This is a genomic window from Halomicrococcus pelagicus (assembly GCF_051917725.1).
Taxonomy (GTDB): Archaea; Halobacteriota; Halobacteria; order Halobacteriales; family Haladaptataceae; genus Halomicrococcus.
On the sequence record NZ_JBQBLX010000002.1, the window covers coordinates 774813 to 799121 of the forward strand.

The window sequence follows — 24309 nt, forward strand, 5'->3', positions numbered from 1 at the left end:
CGGCGAAAGGTCACGGTAATGACCGAAACGGCGACAGAGGTCTCCCGGCGCGAGGCGTGGCTGATGGCGGCCCGGCCGCACACGCTCCCCGCGGCCGCGGCCCCCGTCGTCGTCGGCGCCGGCCTGGCGGTCCACGAGGGCGTGTTCGCGCCCCTGCCGGCGCTGGCCGCGTTCCTCGGGGCGGCGCTCATCCAGATCGGAACGAACTTCGCCAACGACTACTACGACGCGGTGAAGGGCGTCGACACCGACGAACGCGAGGGGTTCACCCGCGTCACCCAGTCCGGCCTCATCCCCGCGAACGAGGTCAGGCGGGCGATGTACGCGACGTTCGCCGCCGCCGTCGTCGTCGGCGTCTACCTCGTCGCGGTCGGCGGCCTCCCCATCCTCGTCGTCGGCCTCGCCAGCGTGGCGTCGGGCGTCGCGTACGCCGGCGGTCCCTACCCCCTCGGCTCGCACGGCCTCGGCGACCTCTTCGTGTTCGTCTTCTTCGGCGTCGTCGCGGTGATGGGCACCTTCTACGTGCAGGCCGCCTCGTTCGTCGCCGGCGTCCCAATCGGGATTCCCGACGGCACCGTCACCTGGACCGCGTTCCTCGCGTCGCTCCCCGTCGCGGCCGTCTCGACGAACATCCTCGTCGTCAACAACGTCCGGGACATCGAGACGGACCGCGAGGCGGGCAAGAAGACGCTCGCGGTCCTCGTCGGCCGGCAGGCCAGCTGCGCGGAGTTCGTGGCCCTGCTCGCGCTGTCGTACCTCGTCCCGGTCTTCCTCTGGACGACCGACGCGTTCAGTCCGGCCGTCCTCCTGCCGCTCGTCACGCTCCCCTACGCCGCGCTCGTCTCGCGGACGGTGCTGACCGAGACGTCCGGCGACGCGCTCAACCCGGCGCTGGAGCGGACCGGCAAACTGCTGGCGGCCCACTCCGCCCTGTTCGCGCTCGGGATGGTAGCATGAACGTCGAGACCCGCGAGTTCTCGCTCCCGCTCGAATCGCCGCTGGCCACCGCTCGCGGCTCCGTCGAGCGCCGGGACGGGGTCCTCCTGCGCGTCGAGGACGACGGCGACGTGGGTCTCGGCGAGGCGACGCCGCTGCCGGGCTGGACCGAGACGCTGGCGGAGTGTCGGGACGCGATCGCCGGCCTCGACGGCGAGGAGGCGCTCGACGAACTCGAACTCGACGACCGCCCGGCCGCCCGCCACGGCGTCGCGCTCGCGCTCGCGGACCTGCGGGCGAGCCGCGAGGGACGCCCGCTCTACCGGTGGCTCGCCGGTTCCGACGCGCCCGAACGCGTCGAATCGGTGCCCGTCAACGCCACGGTCGGGGACGCCCCGCAGGACGAGACGGTCGCGGCCGCGACGGACGCGGCGGACGCGGGGTTCGAGGCGGTGAAGGTGAAGGTCGGCGCGCGCCCGGTCGCCGAGGACTGCGACCGCGTGCGGGCGGTCCGGGACGCGGTCGGCCCCGACGTGGAACTGCGCGCCGACGCCAACGGCGCGTGGTCGCGCGAGCAGGCCCGACGAGCGTTCGAGGAACTCGACGCCGTCGGCGTCGCCTACGTCGAGCAACCGCTCCCGGCCGGGGACCTCGCCGGCCTCGCCGACCTCCGTGACGACTTCGCCGTCGGCGTCGCGGCCGACGAGTCGCTGGCCGGTCGCGCGGCGAGCGAGGTGCTCGACGCGGGTGCCGCGGACGCGCTGGTCTGCAAGCCGATGGCGCTCGGCGGCCCGGACCGCGCCGTCGAGGTCGCCCGGTGGGCCCGCGAGCGCGGCGTCGCGGCTATCGTCACGACCACCGTGGACGCCGTCGTCGCGCGGACCGCGGCCATCCACGTCGCGGCCGCGCTCCCCGACCTACCGGCCTGCGGGCTGGCGACCGGGGCGCTGCTCGCACGTGACCTGGGGCCGGACCGCGCCCGCGTCGTCGACGGCGCGATAGGCGTCCCGCAGGCCGCCGGCGTCGGCGTCGCCGACACGTGGGGGGCGCGATGAACGACTGGCTGGCCGACCGGGCGGCGGTCTCGCCGGACGCGACGGCGCTCGTGGAGGCGGCGGACGGGACGGAGTGGACCTACGCCGACCTCGACGCGGCGGTCGAGGAGACCGCCGGGCAGTTGGCCGCGCTCGGTCTCCGCCCCGGCGACCACCTCGGCGCGCTGATGGAGACGCGGCCGGCCGCGGTTCGCCTGGTCCACGCCGCGATGCGACTCGGCTGCGTGCTCGTCCCGCTCAACGTCCGGCTCGCCCGACCGGAACTCCGGAGACAGGTCGGCGTCGCGGACCTCGCGGCGCTCGTCTCGGAGGCGGCGACGGACGCCGACGCGCGCGCGGTCGCCGGCGAGGTGCCGGTCGTCTCGGTGGACGGTGACGCGGAGAGTCCCGCGCTCGGAGCGCGCGAACCGGCGGCGTTCGAGCCGGCGACGTGGGAGCGGTCGGACCGACAGGTGATTCTCTTCACGTCGGGCACGACCGGCGACCCGAAGGCGGTGGCGCTCACGACGGGGAACCTGCTGGCGAGCGCCACCGCCTCGGCCTTTCGGCTCGGCGTGCTCCCGGACGACCGCTGGCATCTCTGCCTCTCGACGTACCACATGGGCGGGCTCGCGCCGGTCCTGCGCTCGACGCTGTACGGCACCGCGGTCGTCCTCCAGGAGGGGTTCGACCCCGACGCGACCCTGGCGGCGCTGCGGGAGCGCGACGCGACCGGCGTCTCGCTCGTTCCGACGATGCTCCGGCGACTGCTCGACCGGGGCGACCTCCCCGACTCGCTCCGGTTCGTCCTCCTCGGCGGCGCGCCGGCCCGCGACGACCTCGTCGCGGAGTGTGCGCGCCGGGACGTCCCGGTCTGCCCGACGTACGGCATGACCGAGACGGCCTCCCAGGTTGCCACCGCGCGTCCCGGCGAGGCGTTCGACCACGTCGGCACGGTCGGACGACCGTTGCTGTGGACCGACGTGACGGTCGTCGACGGGGACGGCGACCCCCTGCCGACCGGCGAGGCCGGCGAACTCGTCGTCTCGGGGCCGACGGTGATGGCGGGCTACTACGGGAACCCCGACGCGACCGCGGCGGCGTTCGGCGAGCACGGCCTCCGCACCGGCGACGTCGGCTACCGCGACGAGGCGGGCCGGGTCTGGGTGCTCAACCGTCGCTCGGACCGCATCGTCACCGGCGGCGAGAACGTCGACCCCGGCGAGGTGGTCGACGTGCTGCGCGACCACCCGCGCGTCCGGGAGGCCGCCGTGGTCGGCGTCGCGGACGAGGAGTGGGGCGAGCGCGTCGCGGCGCTCGTCGTCCCCCGCGGAGACGGCGGCGACCTCTCGCTCGCCGACCTCCGCGAGCACTGCGAGGGCCGACTCGCGGGCTACAAACACCCGCGGCTGCTGGCGACCGTCGGCGAACTCCCCCGGACCGCCTCCGGGACGGTCGACCGCGAGGAGGTTCGCGAGCGCCTGCGCCGGGAGCGCTGAGCTCAGGACTGCTCGTTGACCTGCAACTGGACCGACCGCTGGAGCCCGAACCCGTCGTCGGCGGTGACCTCCACGCTATTGCGGAACTGGACGGTCGAGCGCTCGACGCCGGCGAGCTGGCCGCGTATCTCGCCCGCCGGGTTCCCCTCGGTGTGGACCTGGACGAACGCGTTGCCGTCCTCGATGGCGGCGACGAGTTCCGACAACGGAGCGCCCTCCAGCGGCCCGACGAGGTCGCCCGACCGGAACTGGTCCGTGACGAGCACGCCGTCGAACCGCCCGGGAATCCGCTGTGGCTCGCGCGCCATCGGCCCGGGGTAGAGCCAGGTGACGACCGGCCCTTCGTCCCCCTCGCCGCCCCGGTGGATGTGCGCCTGCGTCACGTTCTCGATGCCGGTGACTATCAGGACGTACCGCATCCGGCCGTCGCTGCCGTCGCCATCCCGGACGAACAGCGCCGCGCCCTCCGCCTCGGTCCGGACCTCGTTCGCCACCGCGCCGCCGCTCATCCGTCCCGCGCTGTACGCCGCCTGACCGTCCTGGGCCTGCACGCTCGCGGCCGCGGCCAGTCCGCCCGCCGCCGCTGCCCCCGCCCGGAGAAAGTTGCGTCTATTTGTCATTCTCTGTCCCTCGTCCGAAGTCGACGGGCGCGGGCATAAGCGTCACGGGCCGGTAGGGACGTCCCCCGGACCGTCCCCGGGTCGACACGCCCGGGACCTCCGCGCCCGTCCGAGTCGCCGGGTTCCTGCCCGACGACGGACCGTCCGGGTCGCCCCGACGAGCGCGGCGTCAGCCGAGTTCGCGCTCGCAGAACGACAGCGTCCAGCCGTCGCGGTTCGAGAGTCGGACCCCGTCTCTGTTCCACGTCGCCACGTCGTCGCTCGTCAGCGGCCGGGCGACGAAGTTGTCCGGGGTCGTTACCGCCGACAGCGGTGCGCGCGTGTCGGGCAGGAAGCCGTGGGCGAGCAGGACGCGGTCCGGAAGCCGGGGACCGGCGGCGGCCACGAGCGCGGCGTCGGCGCTGTCGGCGACGAGTTCGCCGAGCAGCGCCGAGAGGGCGTCCGGGCGCTCGCCGGTCGGCGGGAGCGCCTCGGAGACGTGGACGACCGGCGGGGTGGCGTCGCGCTCGCGCCCGGCGACGACGGCGGCGACGGGCCGGCCGTCGCGGCGCGCGACGTAGGTCGCGTACTCGAACCGGGGGTGAGCGAACCGCCAGCGGTAGAACCGTTCGTCGCGGGCGGCGTGGGCCGCCGCCGGAGCGTGCTCGCCGGCCAGCGAGGCGAGCGTCGCGGCCGGGACGCCGGGACGGTTCTCTATCGTCACGTCGTCGGCTCCGGGCGCGGTCGCGTCGCGGACCGCGAGGTAGGGCCGGACCGCCGGTCCCGCGAGGCGGGCCAGCCACCCGGGGCGGTCGCCGTCGCCCGTCATCGCCGCCGGGTCCTGCACGCGGTAGTAGATCGGCAGGCGGTCGACGACGCCGCCGGACAGCGAGAGCCGGGAGTCGAGGTTCCGGAGCGCGCTCACGACGCGGTCGTTCGGGAACCCGATGGACGCCGCAGGTTCGCGGTCGGCGTAGTGGTCGTAGAGGTGTTCGACCATCCGCGTGAAGAGTCCGCGTCGGCGGTGGTCCGCGTGGACCATCGCCCCCTCCTGGACGAGCGCGAGCAGCGAGTCGTCGCCGACGCGAAGGGGAAGGGGAAAGCTCGGACGCGCGCCGACCACCTCGCCGTCGTACTCGGTGACGCAGATTGGCACCTCGTCGAGGTAGGGGTTGTCGCGGAACTTCCAGTCGAACCACGCGCCCGGTTCCTTGCCGAGCACGTCGTCCCACAGCGCCAGCAGGTCCTCGCGGTCGCGGGGTTCGTACAGTCGGACGTCGTACGTCTCGTCGGTCGTCTGGACGCTCTGGGCCACGCTCACCACCCCGGCGTTCGCCCCGCGTTGACCCGGTTCGCGGGCGGTTCGGTCGACGGCGTCGGTCGTCGGTTTCGCTGGCCTGTCGGCATATCTCTACCGGCACGGCTGCCGGAACCAAAAACGCCGGCCACCGTTCGGTCGGGTAGGTCGACCCTGACGACCGGGGCGAGCGTCGCCGCGTCGCGAGTCGGTGCGACAAGCGAGGCCTGGCCGACCGGCCGCTCCGTCCCGTCGGCGGTAGCCCCCGCTTTCGCGCTGCCGACAGAGAACGTCACGCGGCCGATACGCGGGAGTATACCACACAGTGACCTCGGAGGGAGGGCAGAAGCTACTTACGGGGCGAGGGTGAGATAGGCAAGTAATGAGCGGTGGTTCCGTAGAGGTGAGTGTCGTTCTCCCCGCTTACAACGAGGAGGCGACCATCGAAAACACTGTCGAGACGACCCTCGACACGCTGGAATCGTTTCTGCCCTCCAACAGCTTCGAGGTCATCGTCGCGGAGGACGGCTGTGACGACCGGACGCCGGACATCGCCGACCGGATGGCGGCCGAAGATTCGCGCGTCCGTCACTTCCACAGCGACGAGCGACTCGGCCGCGGCGGTGCCCTGAACCGTGCGTTCGAGGCCGCGAACGGCGAGACGCTGGTCTACTTCGACACCGACCTCGCGACGGACATGAGGCACCTCGAAGAGCTCGTCGAGAGCGTTCGCTCGGGGGAGTACGACGTCGCGACCGGTTCGCGGTGGATGCCCGGCGACGAGGCCGACCGGCCCGCGAAGCGGGACTTCGCCAGTCGGGGATTCAACGGACTGACGCGACTGTTCCTCGGGTCGGGACTCCGCGACCACCAGTGCGGGTTCAAGGCGTTCGACCGCGCCGCCCTGTTCGACCTGCTGGAGAACGTGGAGGACGAACACTGGTTCTGGGACACGGAGGTCCTGGTGCGCGCCCAGCGCCGCGGCTACCGGGTCAAGGAGTTCGCCGTCGACTGGACGCCGAAGGGCGACACGAAGGTCGACCTCGTTCGCGACGTGTTCGGCATGGGGGGCCAGATACTCCGGTGCTGGTGGGAGTTCGCCGTCCAGCCCCGCATCAGCCGTCGCGTCTCCATGGCGTTCGGCGTCCTGCTGACAGTCATGGCCGTGTTCCTGATGGGGAAGTACCTCCCGCTGGAGCGCGTCCTGACGGAGATGAGCAACGCCAACCCCGTGCTCGTCGGAATCGCAGCTATCGTCTACATCATCTCGTGGCCGCTGCGCGGCGCGCGATACCGCGACATCCTCGAAGAACTCGGCTACACCGAGACCACCGGCTTCCTGACGGGAGCCATCTTCATCAGCCAGACCGGCAACCTCGTGTTCCCGGCTCGCGCCGGTGACGCGGTTCGCGCCTACGTCGTCAAAGCCCGGCGCGCCATCCCCTACCCGACCGGCTTCGCGTCGCTGGCGGTCGAGCGCGTGTTCGACCTGCTGACGATAACCGTCATGGCCGGCACGGTACTGCTCGGGCTCACCGTCACGGGCCAGGCTACCGAACTCGTCCAGGCCGTCATCGGCGCGAAGGAGGGGCAGGCGGCGAAGGTCGCGGTCGGCGTCGCGGCCGGCGTCGGCTTCGCGGCCATCGCCGCGGTCGTCGCCATCGTCGTCAGCGCGCGCTCCGACCGGAACCTCGTCCGGGGCGCGATGCAGCGAGTCAGTTCCGACTCCTACGCGGACCACGTGGCGGGCATCGTCGAGCGGTTCACGGCCGACGTGCAGACGGTCGCCGGCGACCGCGACGCGTTCATCCGCGTCGGCGCGAGCAGCCTCGCCATCTGGTCGCTGGACGTGGTGACGGCGCTGCTCGTCCTCGTCGCGTTCGAGGGCGTCGCGCTCGACCCCGTGACGCTGGTCACCATCGGCTTCTTCGCCGTCAGCGTCGGGAACCTCGCGAAGGTGCTGCCGCTGTCTCCCGGCGGCGTCGGCCTCTACGAGGCGGCGTTCACCGTCTTCGTCTGGGGTCTCACGCCGCTGACCTGGGAGATCGCGCTCGGCGCGGCCATCCTCGACCACGCCGTGAAGAACGTCGTCACGCTGGTCGGCGGCGTCGGGTCGATGTTCTCGCTCAACGTCTCGCTCACCACCGCGGTCGAGGAGGGCAGCGAGATGTCGGTCGACTCCGACCCGACGTCGCTCGACGACTAGTAGTGGTCGGTGACGAAGGGGCCGAGCGCCCCCGCCACCGCTCCCGCGAGCGCTTCTTCGCGGTCGACGATGCCGTCCGTCAGCGCGCCGGCCGCGCCCTGGTTTCGCGCCACGTTCGACTCGCCGAGCACGTCGTCCATCACCGGCCCGAGTTCCTCGCCGGCCCGGACGCGTTCGGCGACCGCGTCGGGGAGTCGCAGGCGGACGCCGCCGCCCCGTCCGACGCGGTCGCCGTCCGTGACCGCGGCCCACATGACGAGGTACAGCCCCTCGGTTCCGGGGACTTCGGCGACGCCACCCTCCAGACCGACGCCGAGGTCGTACCCGGCCTCGAAGGCGCGTCGCGCGCGGTTCTCCGCACCCGCGACCGTCTCGCGCTCGCCGAACGGCTGCTCGGCGACGCCCGACTCGACGGCGACGGACTCCACCGTCGCGTCGAACCGGTCGCCGAGCGACGCCTCGGTCGCGGCGACTTTCACTGGATTCCGACTGCCGACGCCAACTCGCATGGTCGCGGTGACTCGCGGGACGAACTTGGTGATTTCCACTCCGTCCCGGAGACAGCTTTACACTCCCGTCCGTCGTGTGGGTAATCATGTTCAAGGCACAGCTCACGGACGGCGAGCAGATAGAGTGCGAGGACTACGAGGTCGGCGACAACGGCATCACGCTGTTCGACGCGGACAACAGCTTCCTCGCGTTCGTCCCGTACGCACACCTGCTGTACGTCGGCCGGGTGGACGAGAACGGCAGGACCCTCTGGTAGCCCCGGCGGCGACCCCTCTCGGGGGAAGCGACGCAGAGGCGACGGCGTCGGCGGACGGCGCGGTCCATCTCATCCCGCCGTCCGGCGGTCGGATTTTTAATGTATGAGTGCGAATAGCAATGGTATGCCCGGCATCAAGTACGAAGACTTCCTCGACCTGGACTACGACCCCGCCGACTCGGAACTCGTCTGCTGGTTCCACGTCGAACCGGCCGCGGACATGGACATGGAGTCGGCGGCGAGTCGCGTCGCCTCCGAGTCGTCGAACGGGACGTGGGCGGAACTGCAGGTCGAAGGCTCCGTCACCGACCTCAGCGCGACCGCGTTCGAGATAGACGGGAACACCGTCGGCGTCGCGTACCCCGACGAACTGTTCGAGGACGGCAACATGGCCCAGGTGCTCTCCTGCATCGCGGGCAACATCCTGGGCATGAAGGCGGTCGAGCGCATCCGGCTGAACGACTGCGAGTGGCCCGAGAAGCTCGCCACCTCCTTCCCCGGACCGCAGTTCGGCACCGACGTTCGCAACGAGATATTCGACGCGGGCGACCGACCCATCACCGCGACGGTGCCGAAACCGAAGGTGGGCCTCTCGACCGACCAGCACGCCCAGATCGGCTACGAGGCCTGGACCGGCGGCATCGACCTGCTGAAGGACGACGAGAACCTCACCGACCAGACGTTCAACCCCTTCGAGGACCGCCTCGCCGAGAGCCTCGCCCGGCGCGACCAGGCCGAGGAGGAGACGGGCGAACCGAAGAGCTACCTCGTCAACATCACGGCCGACGCGAACACGATGCTCGACCGCGCCGACGCCGTCTCCGAGCAGGGCTGTGAGTACGTCATGGTCGACGTGGTCACGACGGGCTGGGCCGCGGTCCAGACGGTGCGGGAGCGCTGCGAGGAACTCGGCCTGGCCATCCACGCCCACCGCGCGATGCACGCCGCCTTCGACCGCGTGCCGAACCACGGCGTCTCGATGCGCACCATCGCGCAGGTCGCCCGGCTCTGCGGCGTCGACCACATCCACACCGGCACCGCGGACCTCGGCAAACTCGAGAACGAGGACACGGTCGGCATCAACGAGTGGCTCTACTCGGACCTCTACGGCATGAACGACGTGCTGCCGATGGCCTCCGGCGGTCTGCACCCCGGCCTCGTCCCGGAGTTGATGGACCGCTGTGGCAACAACATCGGCATCCAGGCCGGCGGCGGCGTCCACGGCCACCCCGACGGCACCCACGCCGGCGCGAAGGCGCTCCGGCAGGCCATCGACGCGACGATGGAGGGCGTCCCCCTCACCGAGTACGCCGACGACAACCCCGAACTCGCAACGGCGCTGGACAAGTGGGGCACCGACACGCCGCGGTAACGCGGCCGGCCCGTCGCCGGACCGGGGCGACTCGCCGCTGTCACGCCCCCGATTCGCTACGTCAATTATAAATAACGTGTCGAAGTTGACACGTCCATGGAGCCCTCCACCCATCCGCTCTCCAGACGGGCGTTCGTCGCCACCGTCGGGACGGCCGGCGCGTCCGCCGCGGTCGGTAGCGCCGAGACGACGACCGGAACGACGAGCGACGGACCGACGCCGGAGTGGACCGTCTCCCCGCCCGACGCCGGCCACTTCCGTCCCACTGCTCTGACCGGCGGGACGGCGTACGCCACCGTCAGCTTCACCAGGTCCAACGAGAGCGACGCCCACGGCGCGCTCTACGCGGTGGACGCCGGCACCGGCGACGTGACGTGGTCGTACGACCTCCAGTCCGCGGCCCTGCCCCCGAAGGTCGTCGACGGAACGCTGTACGTCAGCATCAGGACCGAGCCGGCGAACGGCGCGGACTCCGGATGGAGACTCGTGGCCCTCGACGCGGACGGCGGCGACGAACTGTGGCGAAAACCGGGGGACAGTTCCGGATTCCCCGTCCCGGCCGTCGAGGACGGGACGGTGTTCTCGCCCCGCCGTTCCGGGGTGGTCGCCGTCGACGCCGAGTCCGGCGAGCAGCAGTGGGCGTTCGAACCCGGCGACGACGAGTTCGGGCGTCCGATCGTCGCCGAAGAGTCGGTCTACGTCACCGCGAACGGCGGCGTCTACGCCGTCTCGACCGGAGACGGAACGCGGCAATGGCACCGCGACCCCCGGGACGGAACGCGGTCGTACGTGGTGCTGGCCGACGACGAGTACGCCTACTGCGTGGACGAGCGGCGACTCTTCGCGCTCGACGCCGCGGACGGCACGACTGCGTGGACGACGCCGGTAGCCGGTATTTCGCAACCGCTCCTCGACGGGACGACGCTGTATCTCTGGGGCAACTCGTCGCTCCACGCCGTCGACGCTCGCGACGGAACGAAGCGCTGGACGTACGACGGGGCGTCGTTGGAGGGAGTGACACCGGTCGTCGCCGACGGAACGCTCTTCGCCGGCACGTACGCCGGCACCCTCCACGCCGTGAACGTCGACGAGGGGTCGGAGCGGTGGACGTTCGACGCCGGCGGCCGGACCGGCATCCGTTCGAACTGGGGCGGCGTGCGCGGCGGCGTCGCGTACGTCGCCGGAGACGACGGTCTCTACGCTCTGTCGGCCGCCGACGGCACCGTCGAGTGGTCGTTCGAGGGGGACGCGGAGCCGGTGTCGGCGGTGGTCGGCGAACGGCGCGTCGTCTTCGGGACCGGGGACGCACTACACGGGTTCGAACGCTCGCGGCCGTTCCTCGCGACGGCCGTCGAGGACGCGACGACGTTTCTCACCTCGGGAAGCGGTCTCGTCCTGTCCGGGACCCTGGTCGGCACCGCGGCGTTCGCGGCGTACCGACGGCTGAACGGGGAGGACGAGGAGGGCGACGAGCGCGAGGTTCCGGCGGCGGACGACGACGCGGCCCCGGAACCGGAGTACGGTCGCCTCGAACGTCTCGACGCCGGCGCGTTCACCGAGACGTACCGCGTCAGGAAACGCACCGACGATGGCCCCCGCGTCGTCGTCCGGAAACGCCTGACAGAGCCGGACCTCACCGGGACGTTCCGCGCAGCGGTCGAGCGCTGGGCGGACCTCGGCGACCGGCCGGGCGTCGTCCCGGTGCTCGACCGCGGCGACGACTGGGTCGAACTGCCCGATTACGACGGGACGCTCGCGGATTGGGACCGGTCCTTCGACGAGAGAGTCGACGCGCTGTCGGCCGTGAACGCGACCGTCCACCGGGCGCACCGCGACGGACTGGTTCACGGCGGACTCGCGCCGGGCGCGGTTCTCCTCGACGACGACGCGACCCACGTCGGGGACTGGGCGCTCGCCGCCGCGCTCGTCGACCGCCGCGAACCCTCGCCGTACGACGCGCCCGAGCAGGTGGCTGGCGGAGCGGCGGACGAGCGAACCGACGTGTATCGCGCCGGTGCGACCGCCGCCGCCGTCCTGACCGACGGAACGTCGTCGGACGCGACGCTCCCGGACGAACTGGACGACGTCCTCTCGAAGGCGACGGCCGACGACCCCGACGACCGCTACCGGTCGGCGTTGACGTTCGACGACGAGCTCCGGTGGGCGGCGTTTCGCGCGTAGGACGGTTCTGACCCCGCGGTCGGTGCGTTCGGCGAGCCCCGGCTACGAACCGGAATCGCCGGCGACCGACGGGCTTATTAATGGCTGCTATAGTCTTAATAACGATGCCGCAACTCTCTCGAATCGGGCTCGCAGGGGTGGGAGCGCTCGCCGTCTGTACCGCGCTGGCGGCGACGGCCGGCCTCTGGAAGGTGGTCACCATCGGCTGGGTCGCGTTCGCGGCGATGGCGGGGGCGGCCGTGCTCGGCGGGCGCAGGAGCGACGCGACCGACGTGGACCGACTCGTCTGGGCGTTCGGCCTCGCCAGCGGCGCGATGATAACGAGCGCCGCCGTCTTCCTCGTCCCGGACGCCATCGGTCACCATCCCCGGTACGGCGGCTTCGGTATCGCGCTCGGCGTCCTCACCGGGTTCGGCGCGCACACCATCGGCCACCGGGCGACCCACATGGACTTCCCGATGGACCACGCCGCGGTCGAACTGACCGCCCACTCGCTCGCTGCCGGCGCCATCATCGGCCTCGTCTACGGTAACATGCCGGACCTGGGCCTCCTGCTCGGCCTCGCCATCGTCTCCCACAAGGGGCCGGCGGGGTACGTCGCGGCCCACCGTCTCCGGCGTTCCGGGAAACCCGTCTCGGTGCTCCTGCTGCCGGCCAGCGGCGTCGGCGTCGCTGCCGTCCTCTCCGCGCTGTTCGAACTCCCCACCAGCCCCGCCGTCAACGGTCTCGTCTTCGGGTTCGCCGCCGGCGTGTTCCTCCACGTCGCGATGGACTTCCTCCCGCGCTGCGAACTCGGCGGCGACGTTTACGAGGTTGCCAGCGTCGGCGAGGACGCCCACGCTCTGCTCGACCGCCTGCGCACCCACGCGGTCGCCAGCACCGGACTCGGGGCCGTCGTCGTCTTCGTGGCCTGGCTCGTCGTCGCTCCCCGGTAGCGATTCACCGAACGACCGTCACCGTCACGGGCGAGCGCCGCGTCACCGACTCCGCGGTCGACCCCATGAGGATGCGCGAGAGGCCGCTCTCCCCCGACGCTCCGATGACGAGCTGGTCGACGTCGTGGTCCTCGACGTACCGGAGTATCAGATTCGACGGCTTCCCCATCTTGACGACGCTCTCGAACTCCCCATCGAACTCCTCGGCCTTCTCGGCCTTCTCGCGCACCTCCTCGTGGAGTTCCTTCGCGTTGTCCCACTGCTTCTCGTACCACTCCTGGGAGTATCCCGGCATCCCGGACTTGCCGACCGGGGACTGGTAGCCCGGCGTGAGCGGGTCGATGTCGAAGGGGTCGACGACGGTGATGGCGGTGACGTCGACGTCCTCCATTCCGAACGCGTACTCCAGAGCCCGCCTGGACTGGTCCGAGCCGTCCATCGGGACGAGAACGTGCTCCCCCATACCATCGCACACGCCGGCCGCCGACATAAGCGGTCGTGGTCGCTCGCGGTTCAACAGATGGGTTCGCTCTCGCCGTAGACGGCCAGGACGACCGCGCTCGCGTAGGTGCCCGACTCGGCGTCGGTCTCGACTGTCCTCGTCTCCTCGTCCGCGAAGTCCCAGTCGCGCAACTCCCGGCCGGCGGCCAGCCCGGTCCGTACGCGCTCCTCGACCGTCTCGGCGTCGGTCTCGCCCGCGGCCTCGTAGAACAGGCCCGGGCCGTCGCCCGTCGTCCAGCCCAGACCGGCGGTGACGTGTCCCGGGCCGGCGCGGGTCGCGGCCGCCTCGACGACCGTGAGACGCTGGCCGGCGGGACCGAGGTCCGGCGCGGTGCCGACCGACTCCACGGTCGCGTTGGCGGGGACGACCGAGGAGACGGGGACGAGATTGTAGTTGTGGACGCCCGCGTCCGCGAGCGCGGCGTCGTACGACGACATCTTCGTCGGCCCGGCGGCGGTCCCCCAGACGACCCGGATGGTGCTCATACCTGGCGGTTCGTGCGTTCGAGAAAGGGTCTGTCGGTTTCGGACGGTCGGACGCCGCGCATCCGGGAGGGCCGCCGGTCACCGGGGAGAGCGGAGTCGCGCCATTTACCTGCGTTCGACCCCGATTCGGACGTGATGAGCGACACCGCCGCGACCCGGGAGTCGCCCGGGGAAGCGCCGCCCGACGAGCCGGGTCCCGAGGGGTCGACCAGTGACGAGGACGGAGACGAGGGGTACTCCGGCCTGCTCGGGGCGTTCCGGTACGGGTTCGGTCGGTCGGAGTCGACGCTGTTCCGACTGTACGCGCTCTTTAGCTTCCTCCTCGGTGCCGCGCTGGCGCTGGTGTTCGCGCTCGGACTGCTGAGCTGGTTCCTGGCGACGGTCGGCCAGTCGGCGCTGGTCACCACCGCGAACGCGTTCCTCGGCGTCGTCGCGCTGTTCGTCCTCGGGCCGCTGTTCGCGCCCGTGCTGTTCGTCGCGCGTCGCCACCGTCGCGGCGAGAGCACGCCCGGCTACGACGCCGCGCACGCGCTGACCGGCGTCGCCTTCGTCGTCCTGCTGTACGCCGGCATCGCCATCTCCGTGCCGCCGCAGTTCCAGTCGGCCGACCCCGGCGCGGTCGGCGCCTTCCTCTACTCGCTCCCTCCGCTGTGGGGGCTCGCTCCCCCGGTCGTGGGCGCCGCACTCGTCGTCGTCGTCCACCGACTGCTGGGTTGACGACCGACGAACGCAACCCCGAAGAAGCGTCGGCGTCTACGCTCGCCCATGACCGAGAAGACCAGCACGTTCCTCGTCACGCACGCCGAGGACGACTCGGCGGTGCTGAAAGACGTTCACGACGGGCAGGTCCACACCCTCTCGACGAATCCGGGCGTCGACGTCGACCAGGCGGTCGAGGCCACGGTCGCACCCGAACCGCCGATGGAGGTGACGTGGACGGTCGTGGAGATAGACGACCAGTGGTCGCTCGACGTCGAGGCGAGCGACGAACCGCCGACCGCCAGGGAGCGCGAACTGGCCGCCGACCAGGCGGTCGGCGACGTGGCCCGCGAGGAGCGGGCCGGCACCGGCGAGATCCACGTCCTCTCGGTGCCGCCGGAGGACACGGACGACGCCGCGGCCGACGTGCTCGACGACGAGGGGACGCTCTCGCGGGCGGCGCGCCTCGGCGTCGCCCGGGTGGAGGTGCGCTCGGAGGACGGCGTCGTGAGCGTCCGGTACATGCCCTGACGGCGGGTACCGGCGGTCCTAGCCGTTGTCGCTCACTCCGAGGACCGCGCCGCAGTGGGGACACTCCCAGACGGTCGCCGCGCTGAACGTGTGGTCGGCGGCGACCCGGCTCTTCGTCAGTTCGGTCACGTCCTCTCCGCAGTCGGGACAGTGTGACATGAATGACACGTATCCCAATCGGGACATAAGCCTTGTGCGGTCGTCCGGGGCCGGCGAGCGCGCCTGGGTCGCGCGCCGCCGCGACCTCGTTTCCCAGCGCGGCGCGAACCCGGACGCTTTTTGCCGGCTTCGCCGGAACCCACTCGCATGGCAACGCAGCCACACCTGCTCGTCGAGGAGGGCGACCTGAACGACGTGGCGCTCATCCCGGGCGACCCGGGGCGCGTCGACCGCATCGCCGACCAGTGCGACGACTCGACGGTCGTCTCCCAGAACCGTGAGTACAAGGTAGTCAACGCGGAGTTCGAGGGGACGCCGCTGACCATCTGCTCGACCGGTATCGGCTGTCCGTCCGCCGCCATCGCCGTCGAGGAGTTGCACGCCGTCGGCGTCGAGACGGTGATTCGCGTCGGGACGACCGGTGCGCTCCAGTCGGACATCGACATCGGGGACATGGTCGTCGCCACGGGCGCGGCGAAAAACGAGGGGACGAGCGAGCGCTACGAGGCCGTCGAGTACCCCGCGGTGCCGGACTACGACGTGCTCTCGTCGCTGGTCGACGCCGCAGAAGCCAACGGCGAGGACGTCCACGTCGGACCCATCGCCAGCGACGACGCCTTCTACGCCGAGACCGACGAGTACGTCGACGACTGGGAGGCGGCGAACATCCTCTGCGTGGAGATGGAGGCCGCGGCCGTCTTCTCCATCGCCCGCCGGAAGGGGATGGCCGCGGGCGCTATCTGCACCGTCGACGGCAACCTCGTCGAGGGGACCCAGAAGGGAACCGACACGGAGGACGAGGAACTCCCCGAGAAGGCGAAGGACAACGTCGAGCGCGCGATTCGCATCTCGCTCGACGCCGTGACGTCGCTGTAAGCCGGGGTCGCCCGACGGCCGCTCGCGACCGCTCCCGGCCGGTCAGTCAGGTTTTTGAGTGCCAGCGTGCTCGTGTTAGCCAGATGTCCGGAGTACTACGGGACCTCTTCGACGTCGTCCGCCCGTGGCTCCAGCGGGCCAGGCGAGTCGAACGGCGCGAGCTCCGGGAGTTCGCCGCGTGGCTCGAACACACGAGCAATCTCGTCCACATCTCCGTGCTCCTGTTCGTCCCGGTCCTCATCGCGGCGGTCACGGTCATCTCGAACACCGGAGACGTGTTCCCGTTCGTCCTCTTCCCGCCGCTCGCGTCCGGGACGTTCACGCTGTTCGCGGACCCCGAGGGGAAGTACGCCTCGCCGACGAAGTTCGTCGCGGGGCTGACCGCCGGCGCGCTCTGTGGTACCGCGGCCATCTGGGTCGCCATGCACACGGCGCTACACGATCCGCTGGGAACCGACTCCCTGCGGGTCTCGCCGGTGGCGGCCGCGCTCACCATCTTCCTCACGGGCGTAGTGACGTGGGCGTTCGACTTCGAAGAGCCGTCGGCGTTCTCGACGGCCCTGCTGGCGCTCATCGCGCCGGTGTTCTCGAACTCCGGGACCGTCGGTGACTTCCTGCTGCAGTACGCCGGCTCCGTGTTCGTCGCCAGCAGCGTCGTCGCCGTGGCGTTCTCCTTCTGGCGGAGCGAGTTCTACGAACAGCGCGAGCGCTACCTCTACCGGTCGACGCAGGGCGACGACCAGGTGCTCGTACCGATGCGAGGGGAGGACGCCGAGGCAGCGGCGATGTTCGGGGCGAAACTCGCTGCGGCCCACGACGCCGGCAAGGTCGTCCTCGTCGACGTCGTCGACGACCGCGCGATAGCGGAGGCCGCCGAGACGCTCTCGACCGAGGCGGCGACCGACACGACGCTCGTCGACCCGGAGACGTCGGAGCTCGACCCCGAGGAGGACGTCGCCGAGGCGCAGGCGGCCGACGACGCCGCCGAACGGCTGGAGACCCAGGCCCACCGCATCCGCACCAAGCTGGGCGTTCGCTGCGAGGTGGTCGTCGCGGGCGACGGCTCGAACCCCGGCCAGACCGTCCTCCGGACCGCCCACGAGATGAACTGCGACCTGATAGTCACGCCGTACGAGGAGTACCGGGGCGGGCTCTCGGGGTTCGTCCGGACCCTGTTCGGCGGTACCGTCGACGCCGTCGCGTACCGCCCCGCGCCGGACAGCGAGCCCCGGCGGCGGTGGCGGCGCGTGCTGGTGCCGGTTCGCCGGGCGGGCGACACGGCCCACGCGATGATAGACTTCGCGCGGCGGCTGGTCGGCCGTGGCGGGGCGGTCGGCGTCTGCACGTGTATCGACCGCGAGGGGGAGCGCCGCTCCACCGAGTCGATGCTCGCGGACCTCGTCGAGGCGTTCGACGGCTCGTTCGAGACGCGGGTCGCCCGGAGCGACATCGAGGAGTTCCTGGCGTCCAACGACGACCACTACGACCTGTTCATCATCGGCGCGAGCACCGACCGCAGCGCCGCCTCGCGGTTCGTCGCACCGCCGACGTTCCAGCGCATCGGCGACCTCGACTGCGACGTCGCCGTCGTCCATCGGCCGTGACCGCGGCGTCGCGACGCTCGCTTCGCCGTCTGGCGCGAGCCACCGACGACCCGCGAGGGCCGCGGTCACTCGTCCGCTTCGACGTCGGTCGGACCGACCGTCGACTCGCCCTCCCGTCCGTCGAGCGCCGACTCGACGACGAGCCGACCGATGACCGCGGGGCTGACGACCACGTCGGCGCCCGCGCGCCGCAGTTTCTCCACGTTCTCCCGCTCCGCGGCGGCGGCGACGATGCGGATGTCGGAACTCAGATGGCGGGCGGTCAGCACGGCCAGCGCGTCCTCCGCGTCGTCGCTCGTCGCCACGACGACGGCGCGCGCCCGCTCGACGCCGGCCCGCTGGAGCACCTCGTCGTCGCTCGGGTCCGCCGAGAGGACGTTCAGGTCGCGGTCGGACAGCTCCACGACGGCCTCCTCGTTCTCGGTGACGACCAGGAACGACGTCCGGTCGGCCATGTCAGTGAGAATCGATTCGGTCAGCAGTCGTCCGTACCCCAGTACGAGGACGTGGTCCTCCAGGAGTTCGAGCTCTTTCGTCGTCATTCGTCCGAGAGCGCGTGCGAGGCGGGCTTCGATGGCGGGGCCGAGCAGCGTCCCGAGCGCCAGCGCGAAGCTCGCCGCACCGAAGACGACGATGGACATGCCGAAGAGCCTGGCGCTCTGGGTCGTCGGCGTCGCGTCGCCGTAACCGACGGTGCTCGACGTGACGAGGGTGTAGTAGAGTGCGTCCATCGGCGTGACGACGCCCCGGAACTCGTCGCGGAGCGCGTACGTGCCGACGGTGCCGTACAGCTGTACGCCGACGAGCGCCGCCCCGGCGGCGAGCTGGGAGTCAGTCAGCGTCGTCGGGCGGTCGTATCGTCCGCCGTTCGCGAACACGACGGGGAACGCGACCAGCGAGAGCACGACGAGCAGCAGCGAGTGCGGACTGGCCTGGACGAGCCCCTGGAGCGCCGTCACGGGGAGCAACACCAGCGTGGCGTACCACGCGCTCCTGAGCCCGTGTCGCAGCGCGAACGCGGCGGTGAGGACGAGAAATCCGGTGAGAACGCCGGTGAACGCGGCTATCTGCTCGGCGACGGGCGACGCGACCGACGGAACGACGCCCGGGTACGGCCGCAGCGGCGTCGGCGTGATGTTGACGATGCCGACGAGGATGGACAGCGCCGCCACCGCCGTCGTCAGTCCGACGGTAATCCGGCCACCGTGGCGGTCGCGCCACTCGCTCACCTCCATACCTCGCGTTCTACTCCTCGCCCGGAGAACCTGTCGGTACGCGTCCCGTCTGCCGTACGCCGGCGAGTTCCGGCCGGGACGGTCCCGGCGAGAACGCTCGCCCGTTGCGGCCGACGGGATATTTAACACCCCCGTGTCTGTGCGGAGATACGAACGGGGCCGCTACCGGTCGAAGACGACCGCCGTCGGAAGCGCACCGCCGGTCGTCCGACCGTGCCGAGTTAGCGCTGGAATCGCGGTCGGACAGACCTAAGTGCGCCGCCTCCCAACGCTCTCGAATAGGAATGAAACGCACCGACCCAATCGAGGTGAACGCCTGATGGGGGCTCGACTCCGTCGGCTGTTCGCGGTCACGACGGCGCTGACCTTCGCGCTCATCCTGCTCGGCGTCTACACCGCCTCGGCCGGCGCGGGCCTGTCCTGTGGCGCCGACTGGCCGTTCTGTGCCGGGGGACTCCTCTGGGAGACGGTGCCGGGGTTCATCGAGTGGTTCCACCGTCTGGTGGCGATGATAACCGGCTTCTTCATCCTCGGGACGACGTGGGGCGCGTGGAAGTACTACGACAGCACGCGCATCCGGGCGGCCGCGACGCTGGCGCTGGTCGTCCTCCCGGTCCAGATACTGCTCGGCGGCGGGACCGTGCTGTTCTACGGGGTCTGGGTCCAGGTCGCCCACCACGCCGCGGCGCTCGTCATCTTCGCCGCGCTGCTGGCGGCGACGCTGTGGGCGTACGAGGAACCGCGCGCGGAGACCGCCTCGGCGACCGAGACGGCCGACGGCTACCCCTCCGACGATTAGGGGACACGTCTCTCCGGCTCCTCGCCGTGATTTTCTCCCCCCGAGGAAAGTTTTAGCCCCCACTCCCGGGTAACTGATAGTAAAGTTATATACTGCCATCGACCATGTTGTTCGCGGGGGAACACGGAATGCACAGACGCAACTTTCTCAGGGGGAGCGCGGGAGCTATCGCGGGACTGACCGTCGCCGGGACGGTCGGCGCGCAGGACGACGGAGGCGTCGTCCGCATCGGTTCGGACATCCCGTACAAGCCGTTCGAGTACCGGACCCAGGGCGGCGACCTCACCGGGTTCGACGTGGACATGGCGGAAGCCATCTTCCAGGGAGAACTCGACCGGCAGTACGAGTTCGTCCAGACCGGGTTCGACACCATCATCCCGAGTCTGAACAACGGCAACTTCCGAATCATCATGTCGGCGATGACGATCAACGAGGAGCGCGACCAGAAGGTGGACTTCTCGGACCCGTACTTCATCGCCTACCAGACCGTCGCGATACTGCAGGGGAGCGACGTCGAGTCGCTCCAGGACCTGCGGGGTCAGACGGTCGCGGTCCAGAAGGGGACGACGGGGGAGGCCGCCGCCCAGGAACTGAAAGAGCAGTTCGACGGCGACCTCACGGTCGACAGCTACGACCAGATTCCGGGCGCGTTCAGCGCCCTGATAAACGGGCAGGCGGTCGCTGTCATCAACGACAACGCGGTCAACCTCCAGTACACCGAAGACAGGGACAACATCGTCATGCTGGAGGGCGAAGGGGAGGCCGCCAGGGAGTTCGAGAACGCGCCGCCGTACCTGACGCTCACGGTCGAGCGGTACGGCATCGCCTTCCGCGAAGACGACGACGAGTTCCGCCAGCAGGTCAACGAGGCGCTCGCCGCCGTCATCGAGAGCGGGCGCTACGCGGAGATATACACGGAGTACTTCCCCGGCGACCCGCCCCAGAGCATCGTGCAACGCGGTCAGGGGACCACGACCGCCGGAAACGCCACCGCGGAGACGACCACGACGACCACGGGCGGATAACACCCAATGGGCGAGACGTACACAGAGGACCCCGGCAGCGAAGTCTCGGTCGGCGAGGGGGTGGTAACCGACGAACGGGTCAGGTGGGCGGGCATCGCGGTGTCGCTTCTGTTCACCGCGGCGATACTCGCGTTCATCGCACTCGTCCTGCTGGAGTACGTGGACTACGACCTGCTGTTCGCCGTGATTCCGCGGTTCGTCGAGGCGTTCGTTCGCGTCGTCAAGGTCGTCCTCATCTCCAGCGTCCTCGCGGTCACCGCGGGGGTGTTCGTCGGTCTCGGACGGGTGTCGCGCACGTCCATCACCCACGCGATAGCCACCGCGTACGTCCAGTTCTTCCGGGGGACGCCGCTCCTGTTCCAGCTCTTCATCATCTACCTCGGCATCCCGTCGCTGTGGCCGCCGGGGGAGTTCCCCGTCGGGAACTGGAGTTTCGCCACGGCCGTCATCGCGCTGACGCTGAACCACGCGGCCTACGTCGGCGAGGCCATCAAAGGCGGCATCAACGCCGTCCCGGAGGGGCAGATGGAGGCCGCGCGGTCGCTGGGGATGGCGTACGTCGATTCGATGCGGGAGGTCGTCCTCCCGCAAGCGTGGCGCAACTCGCTGGCCGCCATCGGCAACGACCAGGTCATCCTCGTGAAAGACACCTCGCTGTTGACGGTCATCGCGTTTCCCGAGATACTCACGGTGTTCCGGGAGATCAACTCCAACCAGTTCGACCCGTGGACGCCGATAGTTCTCGTCGCGGTGACGTACCTCGCCATCACGCTTCCGCTCATGCGACTGGTCCAGTACCTCGAAACCCGCGCCGAGTGGGGGTCGGACGGCGAGGACGGGGAGGGGTCGAGAAACTGGTTCACCTGGGGTGACCACTAGATGAGCGACGCCGTGCGGACGACCGCGGAGCAGGTTACGGGCGAGCCGATGGTCGAGTTCGACGGCGTGGACAAGTACTTCGGGAGCGCCCACGTCCTGAAGGACGTCGACCTCGCGGTGGACCCCCAGGAGGTCGTCGTCGTCATCGGGCCGAGCGGGAGCGGCAAGTCCACGCTGCTGCGGTGTGCGAACCGACTGGAGGAGATACAGAGCGGCGAGGTCCGCATCGCGGGCCAGTCCATCACCGCGCCCGGGGTGGACGTGAACCGCCTCCGCCAGAAGGTCGGGATGGTGTTCCAGCACTTCAACCTCTTCCCGCACAAGACCGCGCTGCAGAACGTCACGCTCGCGCCGATTCGCGTTCGCGGACTCTCGAAGGCCGACGCCAGACAGCGCGGACGGGAGTTGCTGGAGGCGGTCGGACTGGGCGACCAGATGGACTCCTACCCGGCGGAACTCTCGGGCGGCCAGCAACAGCGCGTCGCCATCGCGCGGGCGCTGGCGATGGACCCCGAGGTGATGCTGTTCGACGAGGTGACGTCGGCGCTGGACCCGGAACTCGTCGGCGAGGTCCTGGGGGTCATGCGGACGCTCGCCGAGGAGGGGATGACGATGCTCGTCGTCACGCACGAGATGGGCTTCGCCCGCGAGGTGGGCGACCGCGTCGTGTTGATGTCCGAGGGGCGCATCGTCGAGACCGGGCCGCCATCGGACCTCTTCGACAGTCCAGAAACAGAACGCGCGAAGCAGTTCCTCTCCCGGGTCCGCTAACCGAGCGCCGCCTGCGATAGTCGTTCCTGGCGTCTCTTCTTCTGTACGTTTTTCATTCTGAACTCTCTCTTCTGCAACCACCATAACTCATTTATCGCCGGGGTTGGCAAAGGGGGGTATGGCTCTCGAAGAGATAACTACGGGTCCGTGGTCGCTACTCCCGGCGCTGCTCGCTATCAGTCTCGCGTGGTACACCCGGGACGCGATAATCGGTCTGTTCGTCGGCGTCGCCAGCGCCGGCGTCGTCTACGGCGCGTTCAGGCCGGAGACCGTCGGCGTTCCCCCGGACATAGCCGGCGGCGCGCTGGGACCGGCACTCGGCGCGGTGCTCGGCGTGAAGCACGTTCCAGAACTCATCGCCACCGCGCCCCTCTTCTCCTCGACCTGGTACGTCAAGAACGTCCTCATGGCCATCTTCGCCATCGGCGGCATGATAGGGTTGATGATACGGGCGGGGGCGATACAGGGCGTTCTCGAAGCGCTGACCGAGCGGGCTGACTCGGCGGCCGACGCCGAGAAGGCCGCCTTCCTCGCCGGCACCGCCATCCACATCGACGACTACTTCAACTGCCTCGTGGTCGGCTCGATGATGCGCCCGCTGACCGACAAGTACGACGTCTCGCGGGCGAAACTGGCCTACTACGTCGACTCGGCCGGGTCGCCCGCCGCGCGACTCGCCTTCTACTCGACGTGGGGCGTCGCGCTCATCGGCTTCATCGGCAGCGGCATCGAACAGGCCGCGGCGAGCGGAAGCCTCCCCGCCGACATGGGGAACTACGTCACCCAGACCGGCGACGGCCCGGCCGCCGCCACCGCCCAGATATGGCCGCTGTTCTTCAACAGCCTCGCGTTCGGCTTCTACTCGTGGACGGCGCTCGTCATCGCCGGCCTCGTCGCCTGGCAGGTGTTCCCGAACATCTTCGGCATGAAGCACGAGGAGGAGCGGGCGCGCAACGGCGGCGGCGTCGTCGGCGAGGACGACGACCCGATGATATCCCGCGAGATGGACCAGTACGAGATGTCCGAGACGGCGGACCCCGACTGGCGCAACTTCGCCATCCCCATCGCCACCATGATACTGGTCGGCCTCGGCGCGATGTTCTGGCGCCCGAGCCCCGTCGTCTCCGCCCCCCAGATGACGACGCTGTTCTCGCTCGGCGGGTACGAGTTCATACTTCCGGCGGGCGGCAAGTGGGCGTTCGACATCGGCGGCATCCGCCTCGGTCTCGCCTCGGCCGCAGGCCTGGTGGTCGCGTTCGTCCTCTACCGTCTCCGGGGCGACATCCCGAGCAACGAGGACGCCACCGACGCGATGATGCGCGGGTTCAAGGGCATCCTGCTCGCCGCGGTCATCCTCATGTTCGCCACCGCCATCCAGAACTCCGTGACGACGCTCGGCATCTCGGCGTTCGTCACCGACTGGTTCTCGGGCGTCCCGGCCGCCGTCGTCCCCCTCTCGCTGTTCCTCGTCACCAGCGCCGTCAGCTTCTCCGACGGGAGTTCCTGGGCGACCTACGGCATCATGTTCCCCATCGCCATCCCGGTGGCGTTCTCGACGGGCGCGAACCTTCCCCTCGTGATGGGCGCGGTCTTCTCGGGCGGCATCTTCGGCGACCACAGTTCGCCCATCAGCGACACCACCGTCCTCGCGTCGTCGACCAGCGGTAGCGACCACCTCGTCCACGTCCGCACCCAGATTCCCTACGCCGTCATCTGTGCGACCATCTCCGCCCTCCTCTTCCTGATACTCGGGTACGCGCTCCCGAACGGGTTCCGTATCCTGCCGTACTGAACCCCCGCGTCTTCTCCCTTCGTCGGTTCACACTCCCGGAGTCGTCCCCGCTGTCCGGACTGCCGGGACCGTTCCCCCGCCGGGAGTCGTCGCGTTCGCGGCGTGGCTCGTCTCCGCTCGCGTTCGC

The 24309-nt window shown here is 70.3% G+C and carries 24 protein-coding genes; 17 read left to right on the top strand and 7 right to left on the bottom strand.

The window, feature by feature from the left end; genetic code table 11:
* Positions 1-18 precede the first annotated feature (18 nt).
* Genes ACTF4R_RS08845 through ACTF4R_RS08855 form a run of 3 tightly spaced genes read left to right on the top strand, consistent with a single transcriptional unit; the run spans position 19 to position 3469 of the window.
* On the top strand, positions 19-957 hold the full coding sequence (locus ACTF4R_RS08845; protein WP_440007484.1) for a 1,4-dihydroxy-2-naphthoate polyprenyltransferase: 939 nt from the start codon (positions 19-21) through the stop codon (positions 955-957).
* Entirely contained in the window at positions 954-1991 is a 1038-nt protein-coding gene (menC, locus tag ACTF4R_RS08850) for an o-succinylbenzoate synthase (protein WP_440007486.1), read from the top strand. The genes ACTF4R_RS08845 and menC overlap by 4 nt, the downstream gene beginning before the upstream one ends.
* A complete protein-coding gene (locus tag ACTF4R_RS08855) occupies positions 1988-3469 on the top strand; it encodes a class I adenylate-forming enzyme family protein (protein ID WP_440007488.1) in 1482 nt (493 codons plus the stop codon). The genes menC and ACTF4R_RS08855 overlap by 4 nt, the downstream gene beginning before the upstream one ends.
* A 2-nt stretch (positions 3470-3471) precedes the next feature.
* Here the strand turns inward: ACTF4R_RS08855 and ACTF4R_RS08860 are convergent, their stop codons facing one another.
* Entirely contained in the window at positions 3472-4089 is a 618-nt protein-coding gene (locus tag ACTF4R_RS08860; RefSeq protein WP_440007489.1) for a CHRD domain-containing protein, read from the bottom strand.
* Positions 4090-4258: 169 nt separating this feature from the next.
* Positions 4259-5383, bottom strand: a complete 1125-nt coding sequence (locus ACTF4R_RS08865) for a GNAT family N-acetyltransferase (RefSeq protein WP_440007490.1) — start codon at positions 5381-5383, stop codon at positions 4259-4261.
* Positions 5384-5747: 364 nt separating this feature from the next.
* Between ACTF4R_RS08865 and ACTF4R_RS08870 the strand changes: the two genes are divergently transcribed.
* Positions 5748-7571 (top strand): flippase-like domain-containing protein, encoded by a 1824-nt coding sequence (locus ACTF4R_RS08870; RefSeq protein ID WP_440007491.1) that lies wholly within the window; start codon positions 5748-5750, stop codon positions 7569-7571.
* Here ACTF4R_RS08870 and yjjX read toward each other — a convergent pair.
* Entirely contained in the window at positions 7568-8080 is a 513-nt protein-coding gene (yjjX, locus tag ACTF4R_RS08875; protein ID WP_440007492.1) for an inosine/xanthosine triphosphatase, read from the bottom strand. The two genes, ACTF4R_RS08870 and yjjX, sit on opposite strands and share 4 nt — an antisense overlap.
* Positions 8081-8166: 86 nt before the next feature.
* On the opposite strand from yjjX, the gene ACTF4R_RS08880 reads away from it, so the two are divergent.
* The 4 genes from ACTF4R_RS08880 (at position 8167) to ACTF4R_RS08895 (ending at position 12825) form a co-directional block, all read left to right on the top strand.
* Complete coding sequence (locus ACTF4R_RS08880; protein WP_433623199.1) at positions 8167-8337, top strand: hypothetical protein; 171 nt, start codon at positions 8167-8169, stop codon at positions 8335-8337.
* Between the two features lie 124 nt (positions 8338-8461).
* Positions 8462-9709: a type III ribulose-bisphosphate carboxylase gene (gene rbcL, locus ACTF4R_RS08885; RefSeq protein ID WP_440007493.1), complete on the top strand. Its 1248-nt coding sequence runs from the start codon at positions 8462-8464 to the stop codon at positions 9707-9709.
* A 96-nt stretch (positions 9710-9805) separates the two neighbouring features.
* Positions 9806-11890, top strand: coding sequence for an outer membrane protein assembly factor BamB family protein (locus ACTF4R_RS08890; RefSeq protein ID WP_440007494.1), 2085 nt, complete (start codon positions 9806-9808; stop codon positions 11888-11890).
* 104 nt (positions 11891-11994) lie between these two features.
* Positions 11995-12825: a ZIP family metal transporter gene (locus ACTF4R_RS08895; RefSeq protein WP_440007495.1), complete on the top strand. Its 831-nt coding sequence runs from the start codon at positions 11995-11997 to the stop codon at positions 12823-12825.
* A 4-nt stretch (positions 12826-12829) separates the two neighbouring features.
* Here ACTF4R_RS08895 and ACTF4R_RS08900 read toward each other — a convergent pair whose 3' ends face one another.
* Together ACTF4R_RS08900 and ACTF4R_RS08905 are read right to left on the bottom strand one after the other, a co-directional pair.
* Positions 12830-13288 (bottom strand): universal stress protein, encoded by a 459-nt coding sequence (locus ACTF4R_RS08900; protein WP_440007496.1) that lies wholly within the window; start codon positions 13286-13288, stop codon positions 12830-12832.
* Positions 13289-13338: 50 nt separating this feature from the next.
* Positions 13339-13812, bottom strand: coding sequence for a pyruvoyl-dependent arginine decarboxylase (locus tag ACTF4R_RS08905; protein ID WP_440007497.1), 474 nt, complete (start codon positions 13810-13812; stop codon positions 13339-13341).
* Between the two features lie 135 nt (positions 13813-13947).
* Between ACTF4R_RS08905 and ACTF4R_RS08910 the strand changes: the two genes are divergently transcribed.
* A complete protein-coding gene (locus ACTF4R_RS08910; RefSeq protein ID WP_440007498.1) occupies positions 13948-14529 on the top strand; it encodes a DUF8056 family protein in 582 nt (193 codons plus the stop codon).
* 48 nt (positions 14530-14577) lie between these two features.
* Entirely contained in the window at positions 14578-15042 is a 465-nt protein-coding gene (locus ACTF4R_RS08915; protein ID WP_440007499.1) for a DUF5812 family protein, read from the top strand.
* An 18-nt stretch (positions 15043-15060) separates the two neighbouring features.
* Here the strand turns inward: ACTF4R_RS08915 and ACTF4R_RS08920 are convergent, their stop codons facing one another.
* A complete protein-coding gene (locus tag ACTF4R_RS08920) occupies positions 15061-15201 on the bottom strand; it encodes a hypothetical protein (protein ID WP_440007500.1) in 141 nt (46 codons plus the stop codon).
* Between the two features lie 147 nt (positions 15202-15348).
* On the opposite strand from ACTF4R_RS08920, the gene ACTF4R_RS08925 reads away from it, so the two are divergent.
* Both ACTF4R_RS08925 and ACTF4R_RS08930 read left to right on the top strand, forming a co-directional pair.
* Positions 15349-16077, top strand: a complete 729-nt coding sequence (locus ACTF4R_RS08925) for a nucleoside phosphorylase (RefSeq protein WP_433623213.1) — start codon at positions 15349-15351, stop codon at positions 16075-16077.
* 83 nt (positions 16078-16160) lie between these two features.
* Entirely contained in the window at positions 16161-17681 is a 1521-nt protein-coding gene (locus ACTF4R_RS08930) for a universal stress protein (protein WP_440007501.1), read from the top strand.
* 65 nt (positions 17682-17746) lie between these two features.
* Here the strand turns inward: ACTF4R_RS08930 and ACTF4R_RS08935 are convergent, their stop codons facing one another.
* Complete coding sequence (locus ACTF4R_RS08935; RefSeq protein WP_440007502.1) at positions 17747-18916, bottom strand: NAD-binding protein; 1170 nt, start codon at positions 18914-18916, stop codon at positions 17747-17749.
* Between the two features lie 319 nt (positions 18917-19235).
* Here ACTF4R_RS08935 and ACTF4R_RS08940 point away from each other — a divergent pair, with 319 nt between their 5' ends.
* The 5 genes from ACTF4R_RS08940 (at position 19236) to ACTF4R_RS08960 (ending at position 24182) form a co-directional block, all read left to right on the top strand.
* Positions 19236-19715, top strand: coding sequence for a COX15/CtaA family protein (locus ACTF4R_RS08940; protein WP_113275165.1), 480 nt, complete (start codon positions 19236-19238; stop codon positions 19713-19715).
* Positions 19716-19843: 128 nt separating this feature from the next.
* Positions 19844-20740: a transporter substrate-binding domain-containing protein gene (locus ACTF4R_RS08945; protein ID WP_440007503.1), complete on the top strand. Its 897-nt coding sequence runs from the start codon at positions 19844-19846 to the stop codon at positions 20738-20740.
* 6 nt (positions 20741-20746) lie between these two features.
* Entirely contained in the window at positions 20747-21619 is an 873-nt protein-coding gene (locus tag ACTF4R_RS08950) for an amino acid ABC transporter permease (RefSeq protein WP_440007504.1), read from the top strand.
* Positions 21620-22390, top strand: coding sequence for an amino acid ABC transporter ATP-binding protein (locus ACTF4R_RS08955; protein WP_440007506.1), 771 nt, complete (start codon positions 21620-21622; stop codon positions 22388-22390).
* 118 nt (positions 22391-22508) lie between these two features.
* Positions 22509-24182: a Na+/H+ antiporter NhaC family protein gene (locus tag ACTF4R_RS08960; RefSeq protein WP_440007508.1), complete on the top strand. Its 1674-nt coding sequence runs from the start codon at positions 22509-22511 to the stop codon at positions 24180-24182.
* Positions 24183-24309: the final 127 nt, after the last annotated feature.